We start from the raw sequence: 13,889 nt of genomic DNA, 5'->3' as shown, positions 1-13,889 counted from the left end.
GCAGCCCGGCCAGCGACACGTCAAATCCCGGCAGCGCACGAAGTCGGCCAACGCCTTCGACGGGACATAGCCGTCCTCGGGTGGGGCATCCCCGGGATGGCTTAGCGGCACCATTTTTGCCGTGGTGGCTAGCTCGGCGAGCAGTTCGGGGGTGATCAACCCCTCAGCACCGACCTCCCAACCCGGCCCATCGGGTGGGGCGATCAGGTGGATCGCCACCGGGGAGGCCGGGCGGCGCGCCCCAGCGGCACAATCCGAGCGCGCGCAGCGACACCCCAACCGATCGGCCCCGGCGGCCAGCGCCCCCAGCGCATCGGCGCGGCGCTGCGCCGCGGTGCGCGGATCATGGGCACACACCGTGGCAGCCAGTGCGCTCAGTCGTTGGTCGAGGGCGTGGGCGTCGGTGCTGACCAGGCTGCCCTCGATGCGGGCGATGCCGTCCAGGTCGCCCCCGATCCACACCTGGCGATCGGCAGCCTGCTCCTTGGTGCGCCGACGCACCGCATCAGCATCCAGCCGGGCCACCAGGGCATCCACCTTGCCCGACAACCGCGCCGTGGTCATCGACGGCCAGCGGGTCACATTGGCGGCCACCACCGCATCCACCCGGGCCAAGATCTGCGGGTCGGTGATCAAATCGGTGCGAAACACAATCGTCTGAAACGCCCGATAATCAATATCCCCGTTAATGAACACCGCCGCGGTCGCCGGCAGTTGCTCACGCATCGCACGCGCATAGCGCAGCCGACTGGCCGCCAAACCCTGGCTGATCCGCAACCCCGCGGCCACCTCGGCGGCCACGGCCTCCATGGTGTCAACCGCCCACTCCTCGGTCTCCGAACACCGCCCCAACCGGTAGGCGAACAACTCCCCAATCGCCACCAACTGCGCCGCGGCGGCCCGATTCTCCGCACGCACCGCCGCGCTGGCCCGCTGCACCCACGCCGCCGACTCGCCGGTGGGTGCGCGCAGCTCGCAGCGCGCGGCCAACTCATCGAAGTAGGCAATCACCTGCTCCTGCGACCACCCACCACCCCGTTCGAACATACGTTCGAGTATGCCACAGCTGACCGACAACAGCGATCGGCAGCCGAGCCCCTAGTCCGCCACGCAGCGGAACCCGATATGAGTGGTAGCGGTGTCCTGCGACTGCGGTGACCGGGCGGCGGGGCGGTATCGATGGCAATACTCCGGCGCGCACAAGTGCGAACCGCCCTTCAGCGTCTGGTTGATTCCTGGATTCGGCGGCCCCGACGGTGTGCAACAAGACTTCGGCGGCTGGTCGAGCCGGTGACGTGGCGAATACTCGGTAGCGGTCCACTCCCAGACATTGCCGATCATGTCGACCAGCCCGAAACCGTTGGGAGGAAACGTTTCAACGGGCGAAGTTCCGACCCAGCCGAGCGCACCGTCGTTGCGGTACGGGAACCTGCCCTGCCAGGTGTTGGCCATCAGCCGACCATTGGGTTGCGCCTCGTGGCCCCAGGGGTAGGTGGTCGCCTCTCCGCCGCGCGCCGCATACTCCCACTCCGCCTCGGTTGGCAGCCGCCTGCCGGCCCATCGCGCATAGGCCGCCGCATCGGGATAAGCCACCTGCACGACCGGATGATCGGGCTTGTCGTCCACATCGCTGTGCGGGCCGAAGGGATGGCGCCAGCTCGCGCCTGTCGCCCAGTCCCACCACTGGCGCCAGTCGCGCAGGTCGACGGGCCCGGCCGTCGGACGAAACACCATCGCACCCGCACGCAGATCGTCGGGGTTCACGCCTGGATACAGCGCGGGGTCCAGCGGCTGCTCGGCAATGGTGACATAGCCTGTGGCGGCAACGAATTCGGCGAACTGCGCGTTGGTGACCGGATGCCGTTCCACCGCAAAGGAACCGACGGTCACGGTGTGGACCGGCGCCTCCTCGGGATAGAAGCTCGTCGACCCCATGCGGAATGACCCGCCCGGTAGTTCGACCAGCTCGGTAAGCACCACTTCAGGGTAGAACGGCCGCACCACGTTCTAATCAGATTGTCGGTACCACGTAACCATGTACAAGGCCATCGCCCCGACCAGCGCTATCAGCACCCAGAGTATTAAGGCCTGGTCAATCCACGCACCCGGCGGTGGCGAGCCAGGAAGGAAATTCCGGATGGGAATGACAGCGAATAGCATCGCGGCGAACCACGTCACGAATGGCGGGACGAATTTCCTTCTGCCCAAAGCTATTTGGATGGCGACGGCAAATGCCAAGGCAGGCAGGCTGAATAGCACCAGGCAGATGCCGAGGTCGAAGATCAGCGGCCCCTTGGCCCGGTGCAACGTGATGATCACATCGCTCTGATCGTCCGCTGAATCATCGCGGTCGTGCACGCGGGTAACCGTCACGTCCCAGCCGTCCAAGTGTCCGGTCACCTCGACACGGGCGGGCACATATTTGCGGTCATCGCCGGATCCGACGAGCACATCGGCAGAGAGGACATCGGTCTTGTAGGAGTCGAAGGGCCAGTTGTTGGGATCGCCGTGCGCCTCGATGGTGGTGGCGACCTGTGCCGGCGACTTTCCTGCCGGGTAAACCAGGTCTCCCAGATCGTTCGGTGGATCCATGCGCACCGATGTGTCGACCTTCAGCACGTCGAGGCGCTGATTGAACATGTTGTCCTGAGGAATGACAAGGACCTTCACCGAGAGGCGGTTTGCGACGGTCTTGAGCTCCTCGAGCCGGATCAGCACAACGCTGTCGTCCGTGGCATTAAGGTCCGGCGCCTTCAGCGGTCCCGATGACTTGGCCAGCATGTGCACACCGAACAGTGACAGCGAGTAGACCACGATGAAAGCCACCAGAATCCCCGCGACGATCAGGGACCGTCGCCCACGCGACTTCGACACGGCCCGCTCCGAGGGTTCAGGTGTCTCCGGCGTGGGCGGCGTTTCAGGCGGGGGTGCTGGAGGCGCGTGATGACTCATCGGTTACCACCTTTTGTTTGTCGGAGGCAACACGAGGTCAGATCGTAGCGAAGCCGTGCCCATGGCGCGGCCACATCGAATTTTCCTTAGCCCGTTGGATTTATGGCCTGTCCCGCGAGGAACGCGCCGAGAACTGCGGCGGCCAATCAGTCGCGCGAAAACGCAAGGGCAAGTTCAGATTCCACGTCTTGATATGGCCGTCCGGACAGGTCGATGGTGACCTGGGCGATGGTGCCGCCGGTGAAGGTGAATGGCGCCTTGTAGCGGCTGGACACTCCGGAACCGCCGTTGCGGCCCACGGTGATGCCGGCGCCGGCCAATCCGAACGTCCCCGGATGCGTCGTCACATCGGCCAGTGTGCCGACCTCGTTGTGATCGAAGTACAGCACGAGGTCACCCACGGGCGTGTGGCTGTTCGGCACGGTTCCGGTCCGCGAATACCGGACGCCGAACAAGTGTCTGCCCAGCGGGATCGGGCCGTTCGAAGAAACCAGCTGTTGGCGCTCGCCGAAGAAGTTGTAGACGTAGTGCAGGCGGCCGTCCTGGAGGAACAGCACATGACCGCCGTGCGCGCCGCCCTGCTTGAACAGGACGCCTTCGGCGCCGGTGGTATCCACGGTCACCTCCGCCAGGACGGCGAACGAGCGGCCGCGAATCTCGGCGCCCGCACCGATCCCGACGTCAGCGCAGTCGGGATAGTAGACGTAGCTTTCTCGCTCGCCGGCCAGGTAGGGCCGCGACCGCATCAGCGTTTCCATGATGTTCAGATCCGCCAGGGGCAGCCCGTTGTACTTGGCTGCTTCGGAGAACCACAGTGCCTTAAGCTCTTCGAGTTTCTCCGGATGCTTCGCGGCCAGGTCATGGCATTGGCTGCGGTCCTGCGCGATGTGGTAGAGCTCCCAGCGGTCCTGGTCGAAGTGCGACCAACCCGCGGGCGTCGCGGCATGCACGGTGTTCGCGAACCAGCCGTCGTGCCAGATGCCGCGCGTGCCCAACATGGTGTAGAACTGGGTGCTCTTGCCGGTGTCGGCAGCCCGATCCGAAAGGGCCGCTTTGAAACTCACGCCGTCGAGCGGCTTTTGGGAAATGCCTTTGACGGTGTCCGGCGGCGTCATGTCCAGTAGGTCGTAGACCGTCGGCGTGATATCGCTGACGTTGACGTAGTTGTCCCGGACTTCGCCGTGGGCCGCAATACCGTTGGGCCAGGAGATGATTGCCGTGTCGGCAATACCTCCTTCGTGCGAGGCGTAGCGCTTGTACAGCTTGTACGGCGTGTTGAACGCCATTGCCCACCCGATCGGGTAATGGTTGTAGGTCTCGGGTCCGCCGAGATGGTCGAAGAGCTTCATGCTCTCTTCGACGGTGTCGATATAGCCGTTGAAGAACTTGCCCTCGTTGACGGACCCGTTCGGACCGCCCTCACCGCTGGCGCCGTTGTCGGAGATCACCACGACGATGGTGTTGTCCAGTTGGCCGGAATCCTCCAGATAGTCCAGGATCCTGCCGATTTGGGCATCGGTGTAGCTCAGGAAGCCGGCGAACACCTCGGCCATGCGGTTGAATAGTTTCTTCTCTTCATCGTTGAGGGAATCCCAAGGCCGCACCGTGTCCTGCATTGGCCACGGCTCGCCTTTCGGTCCCGTCACGTCGAGATACGGGTTGACAGGCGATAATTCGGTGTCCGGTGGCACGATCCCCATCGACTTCTGCTTGTCCAGCACGATCTCGCGGTAGCGCTCGTAGCCCATGTCGAACTTGCCGGCGTATTTGTCGGCCCACTCTTGGAAGACGTGATGCGGAGCGTGCCCGGCGCCGGGGCATACGTAGCTGAACCACGGCTTGTCCGGGGCGATCACCTTGGCGTCGCGAATGAATTCGATTGTCTTGTCGGCGATGTCCTTCGACAGGTGATAGCCGTCTTCCGGTGTGCCGGGCGGGTTTACGGGGTGGTTGTCGTAAACCAGGTCGGGGTACCACTGGTCGGTCTCGCCGCCCATGAAGCCGTAGAAGCGTTCGAAGCCGCGCGAGGTCGGCCAGTGCCGCTTGGTCGACGCCATGCTGGACTCCTCCAGCGGCGTCAAGTGCCACTTGCCGACGCAATAGGTGTTGTAGCCGCGTTCGGCGAGCACCTCGGAGAGCAGCGCGGTGTCGGCCGGGATCCGGCCATTGCAGTTGGGGAAGCCGTCAGTGAACTCCTCGATGGTGGCCATGCCGACGGTGGTCGCATTGCGACCGGTCAGCAGCGACGCTCGGGTCGGTGAACACAGCGCGGTGGTGTGAAACTGCGTCAAGCGGATACCACGTTCGGCGATTCGCGTCATCGCGGGCATCTCGACCAGGCCGCCGAAGCAGTCCCAGGTGGCGATGCCGGTGTCGTCCCACACCAGATAAAGGATGTTCGGCGAATTCTTCGGGGCGGTTGGTGCCGCGTACGGCCCCCAATCCGCTACCGAATCGCGAATATCCAGCTCGATTTTGCCTTGAAACTCGGTCGACCCCGTCATGACTGCCAGCCTCACTCCCGCGATGGACTTACCGAATGTCCGTGGACATTACACGTGTCAAGTAGTAATAGGCTGAGGATTTCTACCGGAAGGCCGCATCAGGCGGCCGGCCCTGTCGGGTGTGAGCTCAGGGCGTTCGGCGTGAACTCAGGGTGTTCGTTGTGAACCCAGGGTCGAGAAATCGCGATTTCTCCGCCCGGGCCGCACACTCAAAGCCGTGGGTTCACACTGAAGACCCACAATTCACGCCCATCGCAAAAGTCGGGCGGGGAGGCTGCCCGGCGAGCAGACGCAAAAGCCCCCGACACGCCGCGCGTACGGGAGCTTTTGCGTCTGCTCGCGGGGTTACTTGGCCTTTTCCAGAATCTCGACCAGCCGCCAGCGCTTGGTCGCTGACAGCGGACGGGTCTCCATCAGCGAGACTCGGTCGCCGATGCCGGCGGAGCTGTTCTCGTCGTGCGCCTTGACCTTCTTGGTGGTGCGAATGATCTTGCCGTACAGCGGGTGACGCATGCGGTCTTCCAGCTCGACCACGATGGTCTTCTGCATCTTGTCGCTCACCACATAGCCGATGCGCGTCTTGCGGCGGCCCCGCGGCTTCGGCGTGGCCGGAGTGTGCCTGGGGCCCTTGTCTTTCGACGCAACATCCTTGGCGGCGGCTTCCTTCGGCGCAGCCTTCTTCGCGGCTGTCTTCGCCGGTGCGGCCTTGGTCGCCGCCGATGCGGCCCGCTTGGCGGGGGTCTTAGCTTCTGCCATCACGAATCCTTACCATCGGGGCCGTCGGGACCAGACGCCAGGCCCAGTTCTCGTTCACGCAGCACGGTGTAGACGCGTGCGATTTCCTGACGCACGACGCGCAGCCGCCGATTGTTGTTGAGCTGGCCGGTCGCCAACTGGAAGCGCAGGTTGAACAGCTCCTCCTTGGATTCGCGCAGGCGCTCGGTCAGCTCCTCGTCGGTGAGCTCACGCAGTTCGCCAGGGGAAACTCCCACTGCCATCAGAACTGCTCCTCTCGGGTCACGATGCGTGCCTTGATCGGCAACTTGTGGATCGCACGGGTGAGCGCGGCGCGGGCGGTCTGCTCGTTGGGGTAACTGAGCTCGAACAGCACGCGACCGGGCTTGACGTTGACCACCCACCACTCCGGCGAGCCCTTACCCGAACCCATCCGAGTCTCGGCGGGCTTCTTGGTCAGCGGGCGGTCCGGGAAGATGTTGATCCAGACCTTGCCGCCACGCTTGATGTGGCGATTGATGGCGATACGAGCGGACTCGATCTGCCGGTTGGTGACGTAGGCGTGCTCCAGGGCCTGGATGCCGTAGTCGCCGAAGTTGACCGACGTGCCGCCGCTGGCGATGCCGCGCTGGCGGGGATGGTGTTGCTTTCGGTGTTTAACTTTGCGGGGAATCAACATGATTCAGTTCTCCGTGCTCTGCGGTTCGAGGGCAGGCGCGCCATCTCCTGAGCCGCCGGCGGCCGACTCTTCGCTACCGGCCGCCCGTCCGGCCTCGGTACTGGTCGCGGTGGTACCGGACGCGCCACTGCGGCGCGGACGCGTGCCCGACGGCCGCTCGCGACGCGGACGATCGGCACCCGCCGGCGCGGCCGCGGCCAATTCCCGCTTCCCACCGACGATGTCGCCCTTGTAAATCCACACCTTCACGCCGATCCGGCCGAAGGTGGTCTTGGCCTCGTAGAGGCCGTAGTCGATGTCGGCGCGCAGGGTGTGCAACGGCACCCGCCCCTCGCGGTAGAACTCCGAACGGCTCATCTCAGCGCCGCCGAGACGGCCGGAGCACTGCACCCGGATGCCCTTGACGTTGGGCTGGCGCATTGCCGACTGGATGGCTTTGCGCATCGCACGACGGAACGCCACCCGGTTGCTCAACTGCTCGGCGACCCCCTGAGCCACCAATTGTGCTTGCGATTCCGGGTTTTTGACCTCGAGGATGTTGAGCTGAACCTGCTTGCCGGTCAGCTTCTCCAGGTCGGCCCGGATGCGGTCGGCCTCGGTGCCACGACGGCCGATGACGATGCCAGGACGCGCGGTGTGAATGTCCACGCGGACCCGGTCGCGGGTGCGCTCGATCTCCACGTCGGCGATCCCCGCGCGCTCCAGGCCGGTCGACAGCAGCCGGCGTATCGCGACGTCTTCCTTGACGTACTCGGCGTACTGCTTGTCGGCATACCAACGCGACTTCCAGTCGGTGGTGATGCCCAGCCGGAAGCCGTGCGGATTGATCTTCTGGCCCACTAGTCTGAGCCTCCCTTCGATTCAGAAGCCTCAGAAGCCTTGGCAGCAGCCTTCTTTGCGGGCGTCTTCTTTGCCGCTTCCTTGGTGGGCGCCTTCTTCGCGGGCGCCTTGCCGGCAGGGGATTTCGCGGGTGCTTTTGCGGCGGCCTTGCTGCCTTCGGCGCGGCGGGCGCGCGACGACTTCGACGACCGCTGGTCCTTGCTCGGACGGCTCTCCACAATCACGGTGATGTGGCTGGTGCGCCGACGGATCCGGAATGCGCGCCCCTGCGCACGCGGGCGAATGCGCTTGGCGGTCGGGCCCTCGTCGGCGTACACCGTGGCCACTACCAGAGTGGTCGGGTCCAGTCCGTTGTTGTTCTGGGCGTTGGCCGCGGCACTGGCGATCACTTTGGCCACTGGCTCGCTGGCGGCCTGCGGAGCCCAGCGCAGAATGTCGAGCGCGTCCTCCACCGACCTGCCCCGCACCAGGTCGATCACCCGGCGCGCCTTTCTCGGCGACACCCGCACGAACCGCGCTTTGGCGGTCGCCGACGGAAATTCGGTCGTGGTGGTCATCGCCGTTTACTCTTTCGGTCGTCCTTGATGTGTCCCTTGAAGGTGCGCGTGGGCGCGAATTCACCAAGCTTGTGACCCACCATTGCCTCGGTCACGAACACCGGCACATGCTTGCGACCGTCGTGGACCGCAAAGGTGTGGCCGATGAAGTCCGGGATGATGGTGGACCGCCGCGACCAGGTCTTGATGACCTGCTTGGTGTTCTTCTCGTTCTGCACGTCGACCTTCTTGAGCAGATGGTCGTCGACGAACGGGCCCTTCTTGAGGCTGCGTGGCATGGTTGGCTACTCCTGAGCTTCTACCGCGAGTGCTTCTTGCCGGTGCGCCGGCGTCGGACGATGAGCTTGTTGCTCTGCTTGTTCGGATGGCGGGTACGGCCCTCGGGCTTGCCCCACGGGCTGACCGGGTGACGCCCACCGGAGGTCTTGCCCTCACCACCGCCGTGCGGGTGGTCCACCGGGTTCATCACGACACCGCGGACCGACGGGCGCTTGCCCTTCCACCGCATCCGGCCGGCCTTGCCCCAGTTGATGTTTGCCTGCTCGGCGTTGCCCACCACGCCGACCGTAGCGCGGCAACGGACGTCGACGCGACGGATCTCACCGCTGGGCATCCGCAGCGACGCGTAGGTCCCCTCCTTGCCGAGCAACTGGATGCTCGAGCCGGCCGACCGGGCGAGCTTGGCGCCGCCACCCGGCCGCAGCTCCACCGCGTGGATCAGGGTACCGGCCGGGATATTGCGCATCGGGAGGTTGTTGCCCGGCTTGATGTCCGCATTGGGACCCGACTCCACCACGTCGCCCTGCGAAAGCCCCTGCGGCGCAATGATGTACCGTTTCTCACCGTCGAGGTAGTGCAGCAGCGCGATGTTCGCGGTGCGGTTCGGGTCGTACTCGATGTGCGCGACCTTCGCGTTAACGCCGTCTTTGTCATTGCGGCGGAAGTCGATGACCCGGTACGCGCGCTTGTGGCCACCGCCCTGGTGACGGGTGGTGATCCGGCCGTGCGCATTCCGCCCGCCCTTGCTGTGCAGCGGGCGCACCAATGACTTCTCCGGGTGTGACCGGGTGATCTCGGCGAAGTCGGACACGCTGGCGCCGCGACGACCCGGAGTGGTCGGCTTGTACTTCCGAATTGCCATGTCTAATCAGGTCTTTCTCTCGCTCGGCCGACTAGGCCGGTGCTCCGAACAGGTCGATCGGCTTGCTGCCCGGCGCCAGGGTGACGATGGCACGCTTGGTGCTCTTGCGCTTGCCGTATCCGGTCCTGGTGCGCTTCCGCTTGCCCTGGCGGTTCGCGGTGTTCACCGACGCGACCTTGACAGAGAAGATCTTCTCGACGGCGATCTTGATCTGTGTCTTGTTCGAGTCGGGGTGCACCACGAAGGTGTAGACGTTGTCGTCGAGCAGGGAGTAGGACTTCTCCGAGATGACCGGGGCCAGGATGATGTCGCGGGGGTCAGCGATGGTCGCCATCAGGCCGAAACCTCCTCGGTGGTAGCCGTGTTGGCTGTATTTGCGGCGATGTAGGCGTTCAGCGCCTCGACGCTGAAAATCACGTCGTCGGCATGCAGCACGTCGTAGGTGTTGAGCTGGTCGGGCGCCAGGGTGTGCACGCCGGGCAGGTTGCGCACGCTCTTCGCGCTGGCCTCGTCGCTGCGGCCGATGACCACCAGTACCTGCTTGCGCTCGGTCAGCGTGCTCAGAAACGCCTTGGCGCTCTTGGTGGACGGGGTCTGGCCCGCCACAAGTTCGGTGACCGCATGGATGCGCCCGTTGCGGGCCCGGTCGGACAATGCCCCGCGCAATGCCGCGGCGATCATCTTCTTCGGGGTGCGCTGGCTGTAGTCGCGCGGCTTGGGACCGTGCACAGTGCCACCGCCGGTGAACTGCGGCGCCCGCGTGGAGCCCTGCCGGGCGCGACCGGTCCCCTTCTGCCGGTAGGGCTTACGGCCACCGCCGCTGACCTCGCCGCGCGTCTTGGTCGAGTGCGTGCCTTGGCGTGCCGCTGCCCGCTGCGCGACGACCACCTGGTGCATCAGCGCGATGTTGGCCGGCGCGTCGAACAGCTCAGCCGGCAACTCGACAGAGCCGCTCTTCTTGCCATCTGGGCTTTTGACGTCAATCTTGATGGCAGCCATTACTTCTCACCTCGCTTGATCGCGGAGCGGACCATGACGAGTCCACCGGTGCGGCCGGGAACCGCGCCCTTGATCAACAGCACACCGTTTTCGGGATCGACCTTGTGCACCAACAGGTTCTGAACGGTCACCCGGTCATTTCCCATGCGGCCCGACATCCGAGTGCCCTTGAACACCCGAGCGGGAGTGGCGCAGCCGCCGATGGAACCCGGGCGGCGGTGCACTGCCTGAGCGCCGTGGCTGGCGCCCTGGCCGCGGAAGCCGTGCCGCTTCATGGTTCCGGCGTAGCCCTTGCCCTTCGAGGTGCCCGTCACGTCGACGTAAGTCCCGTCGGCGAAGATCTCGGCCGTCAGCTCTTGGCCGACCTCGTATTCCGCGGTGTCCGAGTTGTCCAGCCGCAGTTCGGCCAGGTACCGGCGCGGGTTGACCCCCGCCGCGGCGTACTGACCGGTCACCGGCTTGTTCACCTTGCGCGGGCTGATCTCGCCGTACGCCAACTGGACGGCGCTGTACCCGTCGCGCTCCGGCGTGCGGATGCGGGTCACCACATTGGGTCCGGCCTTGACCACCGTCACGGGGACGACCCGGTTGTTCTCGTCGAACACCTGGGTCATGCCCAGCTTGGTTCCCAGAATGCCTCTTCTTGCCATGAGTTCGTCGCGCTCCTACTGGATGTTGACGTCGACACTGGCCGGAAGGTCGATGCGCATCAGGGCGTCAACGGTCTTCGGCGTGGGATCAAGGATGTCGATCAGCCGCTTGTGCGTCCGCATTTCGAAGTGCTCGCGGGAGTCCTTGTACTTGTGCGGTGAGCGGATGACGCAATACACGTTTTTCTCGGTCGGCAACGGCACCGGCCCTACGACGCTGGCACCGGTGCGGACGACGGTTTCGACGATCTTGCGCGCCGACGCGTCAATAGCCTCATGGTCGTAGGCCTTGAGCCTGATGCGGATCTTCTGTCCCGCCACGCTTCTCTACCCTCACTCCAACTTGAGGCCCGTGTCCGGACCTGGTGCTTTCCAGCGCGCTGATCGGCTCGGGCCTTTTCCCGGGCCGGTCCAGCGTCGCGCCGGTTACTGCGCCGCTGTTTACCTGTCGTGGTCCACCGACCCCCGCGCTCGGGCGTGTCACCCGCACGCAGCCTTGTTCGCGGCCGAATTCAGTCGCGCTCCAAGGTGGGGACCGGACGCGCCCGTTGTGGGCGCTGGTCGTATGCCCGACCAGGCGCAAACCTGGCGCAGGGCAACCTGAACAGTATGCCTCAGATCGCGGTCGCGGCCAAATTTCGGGCCGGGCCGCCAGCGGGTCCGGCGCATGGGCGTCCGCGAAGGTCTACGACGCCGCCGAAATACCTGGTCAGACACGGGGCGACCGGTCCTGAGATTGGGTCGACGCGGTGGGTTGCGGCACCTCTCATGTCACCTGGGTCACGTTGGCACCGTCAGCTGGGCATGGCGCGCCACGCGGTCCGCCATCATTCGCGAATTAAGCCCCTAGCTCGCGAGGTTCAGATAGATGAACTCGATCTGGATGCCGTCCGGGTCGACGAAGTCGAACATCGACCCCTGCCCACCCGCTACCTCCCGAATAGGCGAGCGCGCAACACCAGAAGCGTCAAGCCAGCCTGCCCACGCGTGCAACGCATCCAGGGACTCGGCCTCTAGCGCAAGATGATCGAGCCCCGTATGCGCGGGATCGAATTGCTGCCCCTTATTGCCCGAGTGCTCGCATAGGTCGAGAATGCGTCCGCCCAGGCTGAGAATGGCCATCCGTCCGGTGAACGCGGAACTGGTGCCCCCGGTTGGGTGGAACCAGAAGATTCGCTCCGACCACGTCGCAATAAAACCGCAAACTGCGATCCAGGTTGGTCACCGAAATTCCGAGGTGGTGCAGCCCGGCCAAGCGCGGACGATCGTGAGCATTGTCCACGAGCCATATCGTGCCACCGACGATCCCGAAGTGCATCCGGCGATGCGCTACTCGCTGCGGCAATGGTTCATGAGATGAATTCGGCTGCGCGATGTGCCAGCATCACGATGGTCGCGTGCGGACCCCGGCTGGGAACCACTGGCAGGACGGAACCGTCTATCACCCAGAGGTTTTCGATGCCAAGGACCTTACATTGACGATCGACGACGGCGTACTGGTCAACATCGCTGCCCATCGGGGCGCTTCCGCACAGGTGTTGCGATGTCGACCATACTGCCGGACCGATATGCGTTGCGGCGCTGCAGAGTTCACGAGCCAGTTCGCTGCCCTGCCGCAGCAGCGCGACGTCGGCGGGCTCGCTGTCGTATCGGTGCTCAATCCGGGGCGGCACGCCGGGATCGGCGGAGACCAGCGTGATGCGTCCGCGTGACCGCGGCTGCATCAGCGCCACCCCGATATGCGGCCAGTCCCGGTGTCCCGCGGTGCCGTCACCCGTCATTGCTACGAAACCGCCCGTATAGGGCCGTATTTCGATGCCGTCCGTGGTGCTCAGCACGACTTCCAGCACCGGACGATCCACGGCCACCGCCCAGTTGGTGGGCATCACCCATTCGGGGTGGTCACTGCAGCGCAGCCCGACGGGCAACGCGACGACGACCTGCACGCCGGCGTCCCGTAGCATCGCCTCCGCCCCGATGCCCGCGAGCATGAGCAGCTGAGCCGATTCAATCGCACCGGCGCACAGGACAATTCGATCGGCAGTCAAGGAGACGTGACCGTCGGGGCCGATCCCATCGACCCCCACCGCGGTGTCCCCGGAGAAACGTAGCCGCACAGCCCGCGTGTGTGCCAGCAGGGTCAGGTTGGGTCGGCTCAGCGCTGGTATCAGGTAGCCGGCCCCCGATCCGGTGCGCACGCCGTCGACGATATTGAGCGGGACCGCGCCCACCCCTGAAGGCAGCTCGGGCCCAACATCGTTGAGGTCGGCGAGCCACGGAAAACCCGCGCGCTCGGTGGCGGCTACGAAAGCTTCTGTGGTGCCGGTCATCTCGTGCGTCCGGCGAACACGAATGGGGCCGCTGCGGCCGTGAGCCGGGCTATCGAAATCGAGGTCGGTCTCGATGGCCCGGAAGTGCTCGAGGACGTCGGACCACGCCCAACCGGGCAGCTCGTTGCGGTCGAAATCCCCGGGTAGTGCGCGGCAGAAGTAGCCGCCGTTGACCGCGCCGGAACCGCCGAGAGTTGCCCCGCGCACGATGGGCAACTGGCGGGCGGGCCGATCGGTGAGCTTGGTCAGGTAGCGCTGGACCAGCGGGCTGCGGACCCCGATCGGAAGTTGCAGCCCGTTTGCGGTCTGGGCCAGCAACCCCGGATCGGCCAGTCCCGGGCCGGCTTCGAGGACGGTAACGGCGCAGCGAGGATCCGCGGAAAGGCGCTCGGCGACAACGGATCCAGCACTGCCTGCGCCGATGATCAGCACATCGCTGTGCGGGCTAGCCGCGCGAGCAGACGCAAAAGCACCCGACACGCCGAGTGCGTCGGTGCTTTTG

The 13,889-nt window shown here is 65.2% G+C and carries 18 protein-coding genes; all 18 read right to left on the bottom strand.

The window, feature by feature from the left end; all coding sequences use genetic code 11:
- Nucleotides 1-1,047, bottom strand: a 1,047-nt coding sequence (locus A9W99_RS13365) for a 13E12 repeat family protein (protein ID WP_067378174.1), incomplete at its 3' end; no start/stop codon positions are given.
- 51 nt (nt 1,048-1,098) lie between these two features.
- On the bottom strand, nt 1,099-1,977 hold the full coding sequence (locus A9W99_RS13360; protein WP_067378223.1) for a formylglycine-generating enzyme family protein: 879 nt from the start codon (nt 1,975-1,977) through the stop codon (nt 1,099-1,101).
- A gap of 30 nt (nt 1,978-2,007) precedes the next feature.
- Nucleotides 2,008-2,952 carry a DUF4436 domain-containing protein gene (locus tag A9W99_RS13355; RefSeq protein ID WP_067378171.1) on the bottom strand — a complete coding sequence of 315 codons (945 nt, stop codon included), beginning with the start codon at nt 2,950-2,952 and terminating at the stop codon, nt 2,008-2,010.
- A 146-nt stretch (nt 2,953-3,098) separates the two neighbouring features.
- Entirely contained in the window at nt 3,099-5,456 is a 2,358-nt protein-coding gene (locus A9W99_RS13350; protein ID WP_067378168.1) for an arylsulfatase, read from the bottom strand.
- A gap of 345 nt (nt 5,457-5,801) precedes the next feature.
- Complete coding sequence (gene rpsQ / locus A9W99_RS13345) at nt 5,802-6,215, bottom strand: 30S ribosomal protein S17 (RefSeq protein ID WP_156623088.1); 414 nt, start codon at nt 6,213-6,215, stop codon at nt 5,802-5,804.
- Nucleotides 6,212-6,454 (bottom strand): 50S ribosomal protein L29, encoded by a 243-nt coding sequence (gene rpmC, locus A9W99_RS13340; protein ID WP_067378162.1) that lies wholly within the window; start codon nt 6,452-6,454, stop codon nt 6,212-6,214. Before rpmC ends, rpsQ begins: the two co-directional genes overlap by 4 nt.
- On the bottom strand, nt 6,454-6,870 hold the full coding sequence (rplP, locus tag A9W99_RS13335) for a 50S ribosomal protein L16 (protein ID WP_067241947.1): 417 nt from the start codon (nt 6,868-6,870) through the stop codon (nt 6,454-6,456). Before rplP ends, rpmC begins: the two co-directional genes overlap by 1 nt.
- A gap of 3 nt (nt 6,871-6,873) precedes the next feature.
- On the bottom strand, nt 6,874-7,710 hold the full coding sequence (gene rpsC / locus A9W99_RS13330; RefSeq protein WP_067378158.1) for a 30S ribosomal protein S3: 837 nt from the start codon (nt 7,708-7,710) through the stop codon (nt 6,874-6,876).
- Complete coding sequence (gene rplV, locus A9W99_RS13325; RefSeq protein WP_067378154.1) at nt 7,710-8,267, bottom strand: 50S ribosomal protein L22; 558 nt, start codon at nt 8,265-8,267, stop codon at nt 7,710-7,712. Before rplV ends, rpsC begins: the two co-directional genes overlap by 1 nt.
- Entirely contained in the window at nt 8,264-8,545 is a 282-nt protein-coding gene (gene rpsS / locus A9W99_RS13320; RefSeq protein ID WP_003892827.1) for a 30S ribosomal protein S19, read from the bottom strand. Before rpsS ends, rplV begins: the two co-directional genes overlap by 4 nt.
- A 20-nt stretch (nt 8,546-8,565) precedes the next feature.
- Nucleotides 8,566-9,408 carry a 50S ribosomal protein L2 gene (gene rplB, locus A9W99_RS13315; protein WP_067378151.1) on the bottom strand — a complete coding sequence of 281 codons (843 nt, stop codon included), beginning with the start codon at nt 9,406-9,408 and terminating at the stop codon, nt 8,566-8,568.
- Between the two features lie 31 nt (nt 9,409-9,439).
- The gene (gene rplW / locus A9W99_RS13310) at nt 9,440-9,742 is read right to left on the bottom strand and encodes a 50S ribosomal protein L23 (RefSeq protein WP_067378148.1); all 303 of its coding nucleotides are present in this window, start codon (nt 9,740-9,742) and stop codon (nt 9,440-9,442) included.
- Nucleotides 9,742-10,407: a 50S ribosomal protein L4 gene (gene rplD, locus A9W99_RS13305; protein WP_067378145.1), complete on the bottom strand. Its 666-nt coding sequence runs from the start codon at nt 10,405-10,407 to the stop codon at nt 9,742-9,744. The genes rplW and rplD overlap by 1 nt, the downstream gene beginning before the upstream one ends.
- Nucleotides 10,407-11,057 carry a 50S ribosomal protein L3 gene (rplC, locus tag A9W99_RS13300; RefSeq protein ID WP_067378142.1) on the bottom strand — a complete coding sequence of 217 codons (651 nt, stop codon included), beginning with the start codon at nt 11,055-11,057 and terminating at the stop codon, nt 10,407-10,409. Before rplC ends, rplD begins: the two co-directional genes overlap by 1 nt.
- Before the next feature lie 15 nt (nt 11,058-11,072).
- Nucleotides 11,073-11,378, bottom strand: a complete 306-nt coding sequence (rpsJ, locus tag A9W99_RS13295; RefSeq protein ID WP_003873519.1) for a 30S ribosomal protein S10 — start codon at nt 11,376-11,378, stop codon at nt 11,073-11,075.
- Nucleotides 11,379-11,903: 525 nt separating this feature from the next.
- Nucleotides 11,904-12,179, bottom strand: a complete 276-nt coding sequence (locus A9W99_RS26585) for a VOC family protein (protein ID WP_067378139.1) — start codon at nt 12,177-12,179, stop codon at nt 11,904-11,906.
- Nucleotides 12,121-12,375, bottom strand: a complete 255-nt coding sequence (locus tag A9W99_RS27775) for a VOC family protein (protein ID WP_156623087.1) — start codon at nt 12,373-12,375, stop codon at nt 12,121-12,123. Before A9W99_RS27775 ends, A9W99_RS26585 begins: the two co-directional genes overlap by 59 nt.
- Before the next feature lie 31 nt (nt 12,376-12,406).
- Complete coding sequence (mftG, locus tag A9W99_RS13280) at nt 12,407-13,867, bottom strand: mycofactocin system GMC family oxidoreductase MftG (RefSeq protein WP_156623086.1); 1,461 nt, start codon at nt 13,865-13,867, stop codon at nt 12,407-12,409.
- Between the last annotated feature and the right edge of the window lie 22 nt (nt 13,868-13,889).

The sequence above is a fragment of the Mycobacterium sp. 1164966.3 genome (assembly GCF_001665395.1).
Taxonomy (GTDB): Bacteria; Actinomycetota; Actinomycetes; order Mycobacteriales; family Mycobacteriaceae; genus Mycobacterium.
Note: the sequence above shows the minus strand (reverse complement) of the source record. Positions and strands in the feature narration are given on the sequence as shown.

Coding starts and splice junctions, on each gene's coding strand:
- rpmC (WP_067378162.1), bottom strand. CDS start 6,454: ATGGCAGTGGGAGTTTCCCCTGGCGAACTGCGTGAGCTCACCGACGAG.
- A9W99_RS13355 (WP_067378171.1), bottom strand. CDS start 2,952: ATGAGTCATCACGCGCCTCCAGCACCCCCGCCTGAAACGCCGCCCACG.
- rplV (WP_067378154.1), bottom strand. CDS start 8,267: ATGACCACCACGACCGAATTTCCGTCGGCGACCGCCAAAGCGCGGTTC.
- rplD (WP_067378145.1), bottom strand. CDS start 10,407: ATGGCTGCCATCAAGATTGACGTCAAAAGCCCAGATGGCAAGAAGAGC.
- A9W99_RS26585 (WP_067378139.1), bottom strand. CDS start 12,179: ATGGCCATTCTCAGCCTGGGCGGACGCATTCTCGACCTATGCGAGCAC.
- A9W99_RS13350 (WP_067378168.1), bottom strand. CDS start 5,456: ATGACGGGGTCGACCGAGTTTCAAGGCAAAATCGAGCTGGATATTCGC.
- rplW (WP_067378148.1), bottom strand. CDS start 9,742: ATGGCGACCATCGCTGACCCCCGCGACATCATCCTGGCCCCGGTCATC.
- rplC (WP_067378142.1), bottom strand. CDS start 11,057: ATGGCAAGAAGAGGCATTCTGGGAACCAAGCTGGGCATGACCCAGGTG.
- rpsS (WP_003892827.1), bottom strand. CDS start 8,545: ATGCCACGCAGCCTCAAGAAGGGCCCGTTCGTCGACGACCATCTGCTC.
- A9W99_RS27775 (WP_156623087.1), bottom strand. CDS start 12,375: ATGCACTTCGGGATCGTCGGTGGCACGATATGGCTCGTGGACAATGCT.
- rplB (WP_067378151.1), bottom strand. CDS start 9,408: ATGGCAATTCGGAAGTACAAGCCGACCACTCCGGGTCGTCGCGGCGCC.
- rplP (WP_067241947.1), bottom strand. CDS start 6,870: ATGTTGATTCCCCGCAAAGTTAAACACCGAAAGCAACACCATCCCCGC.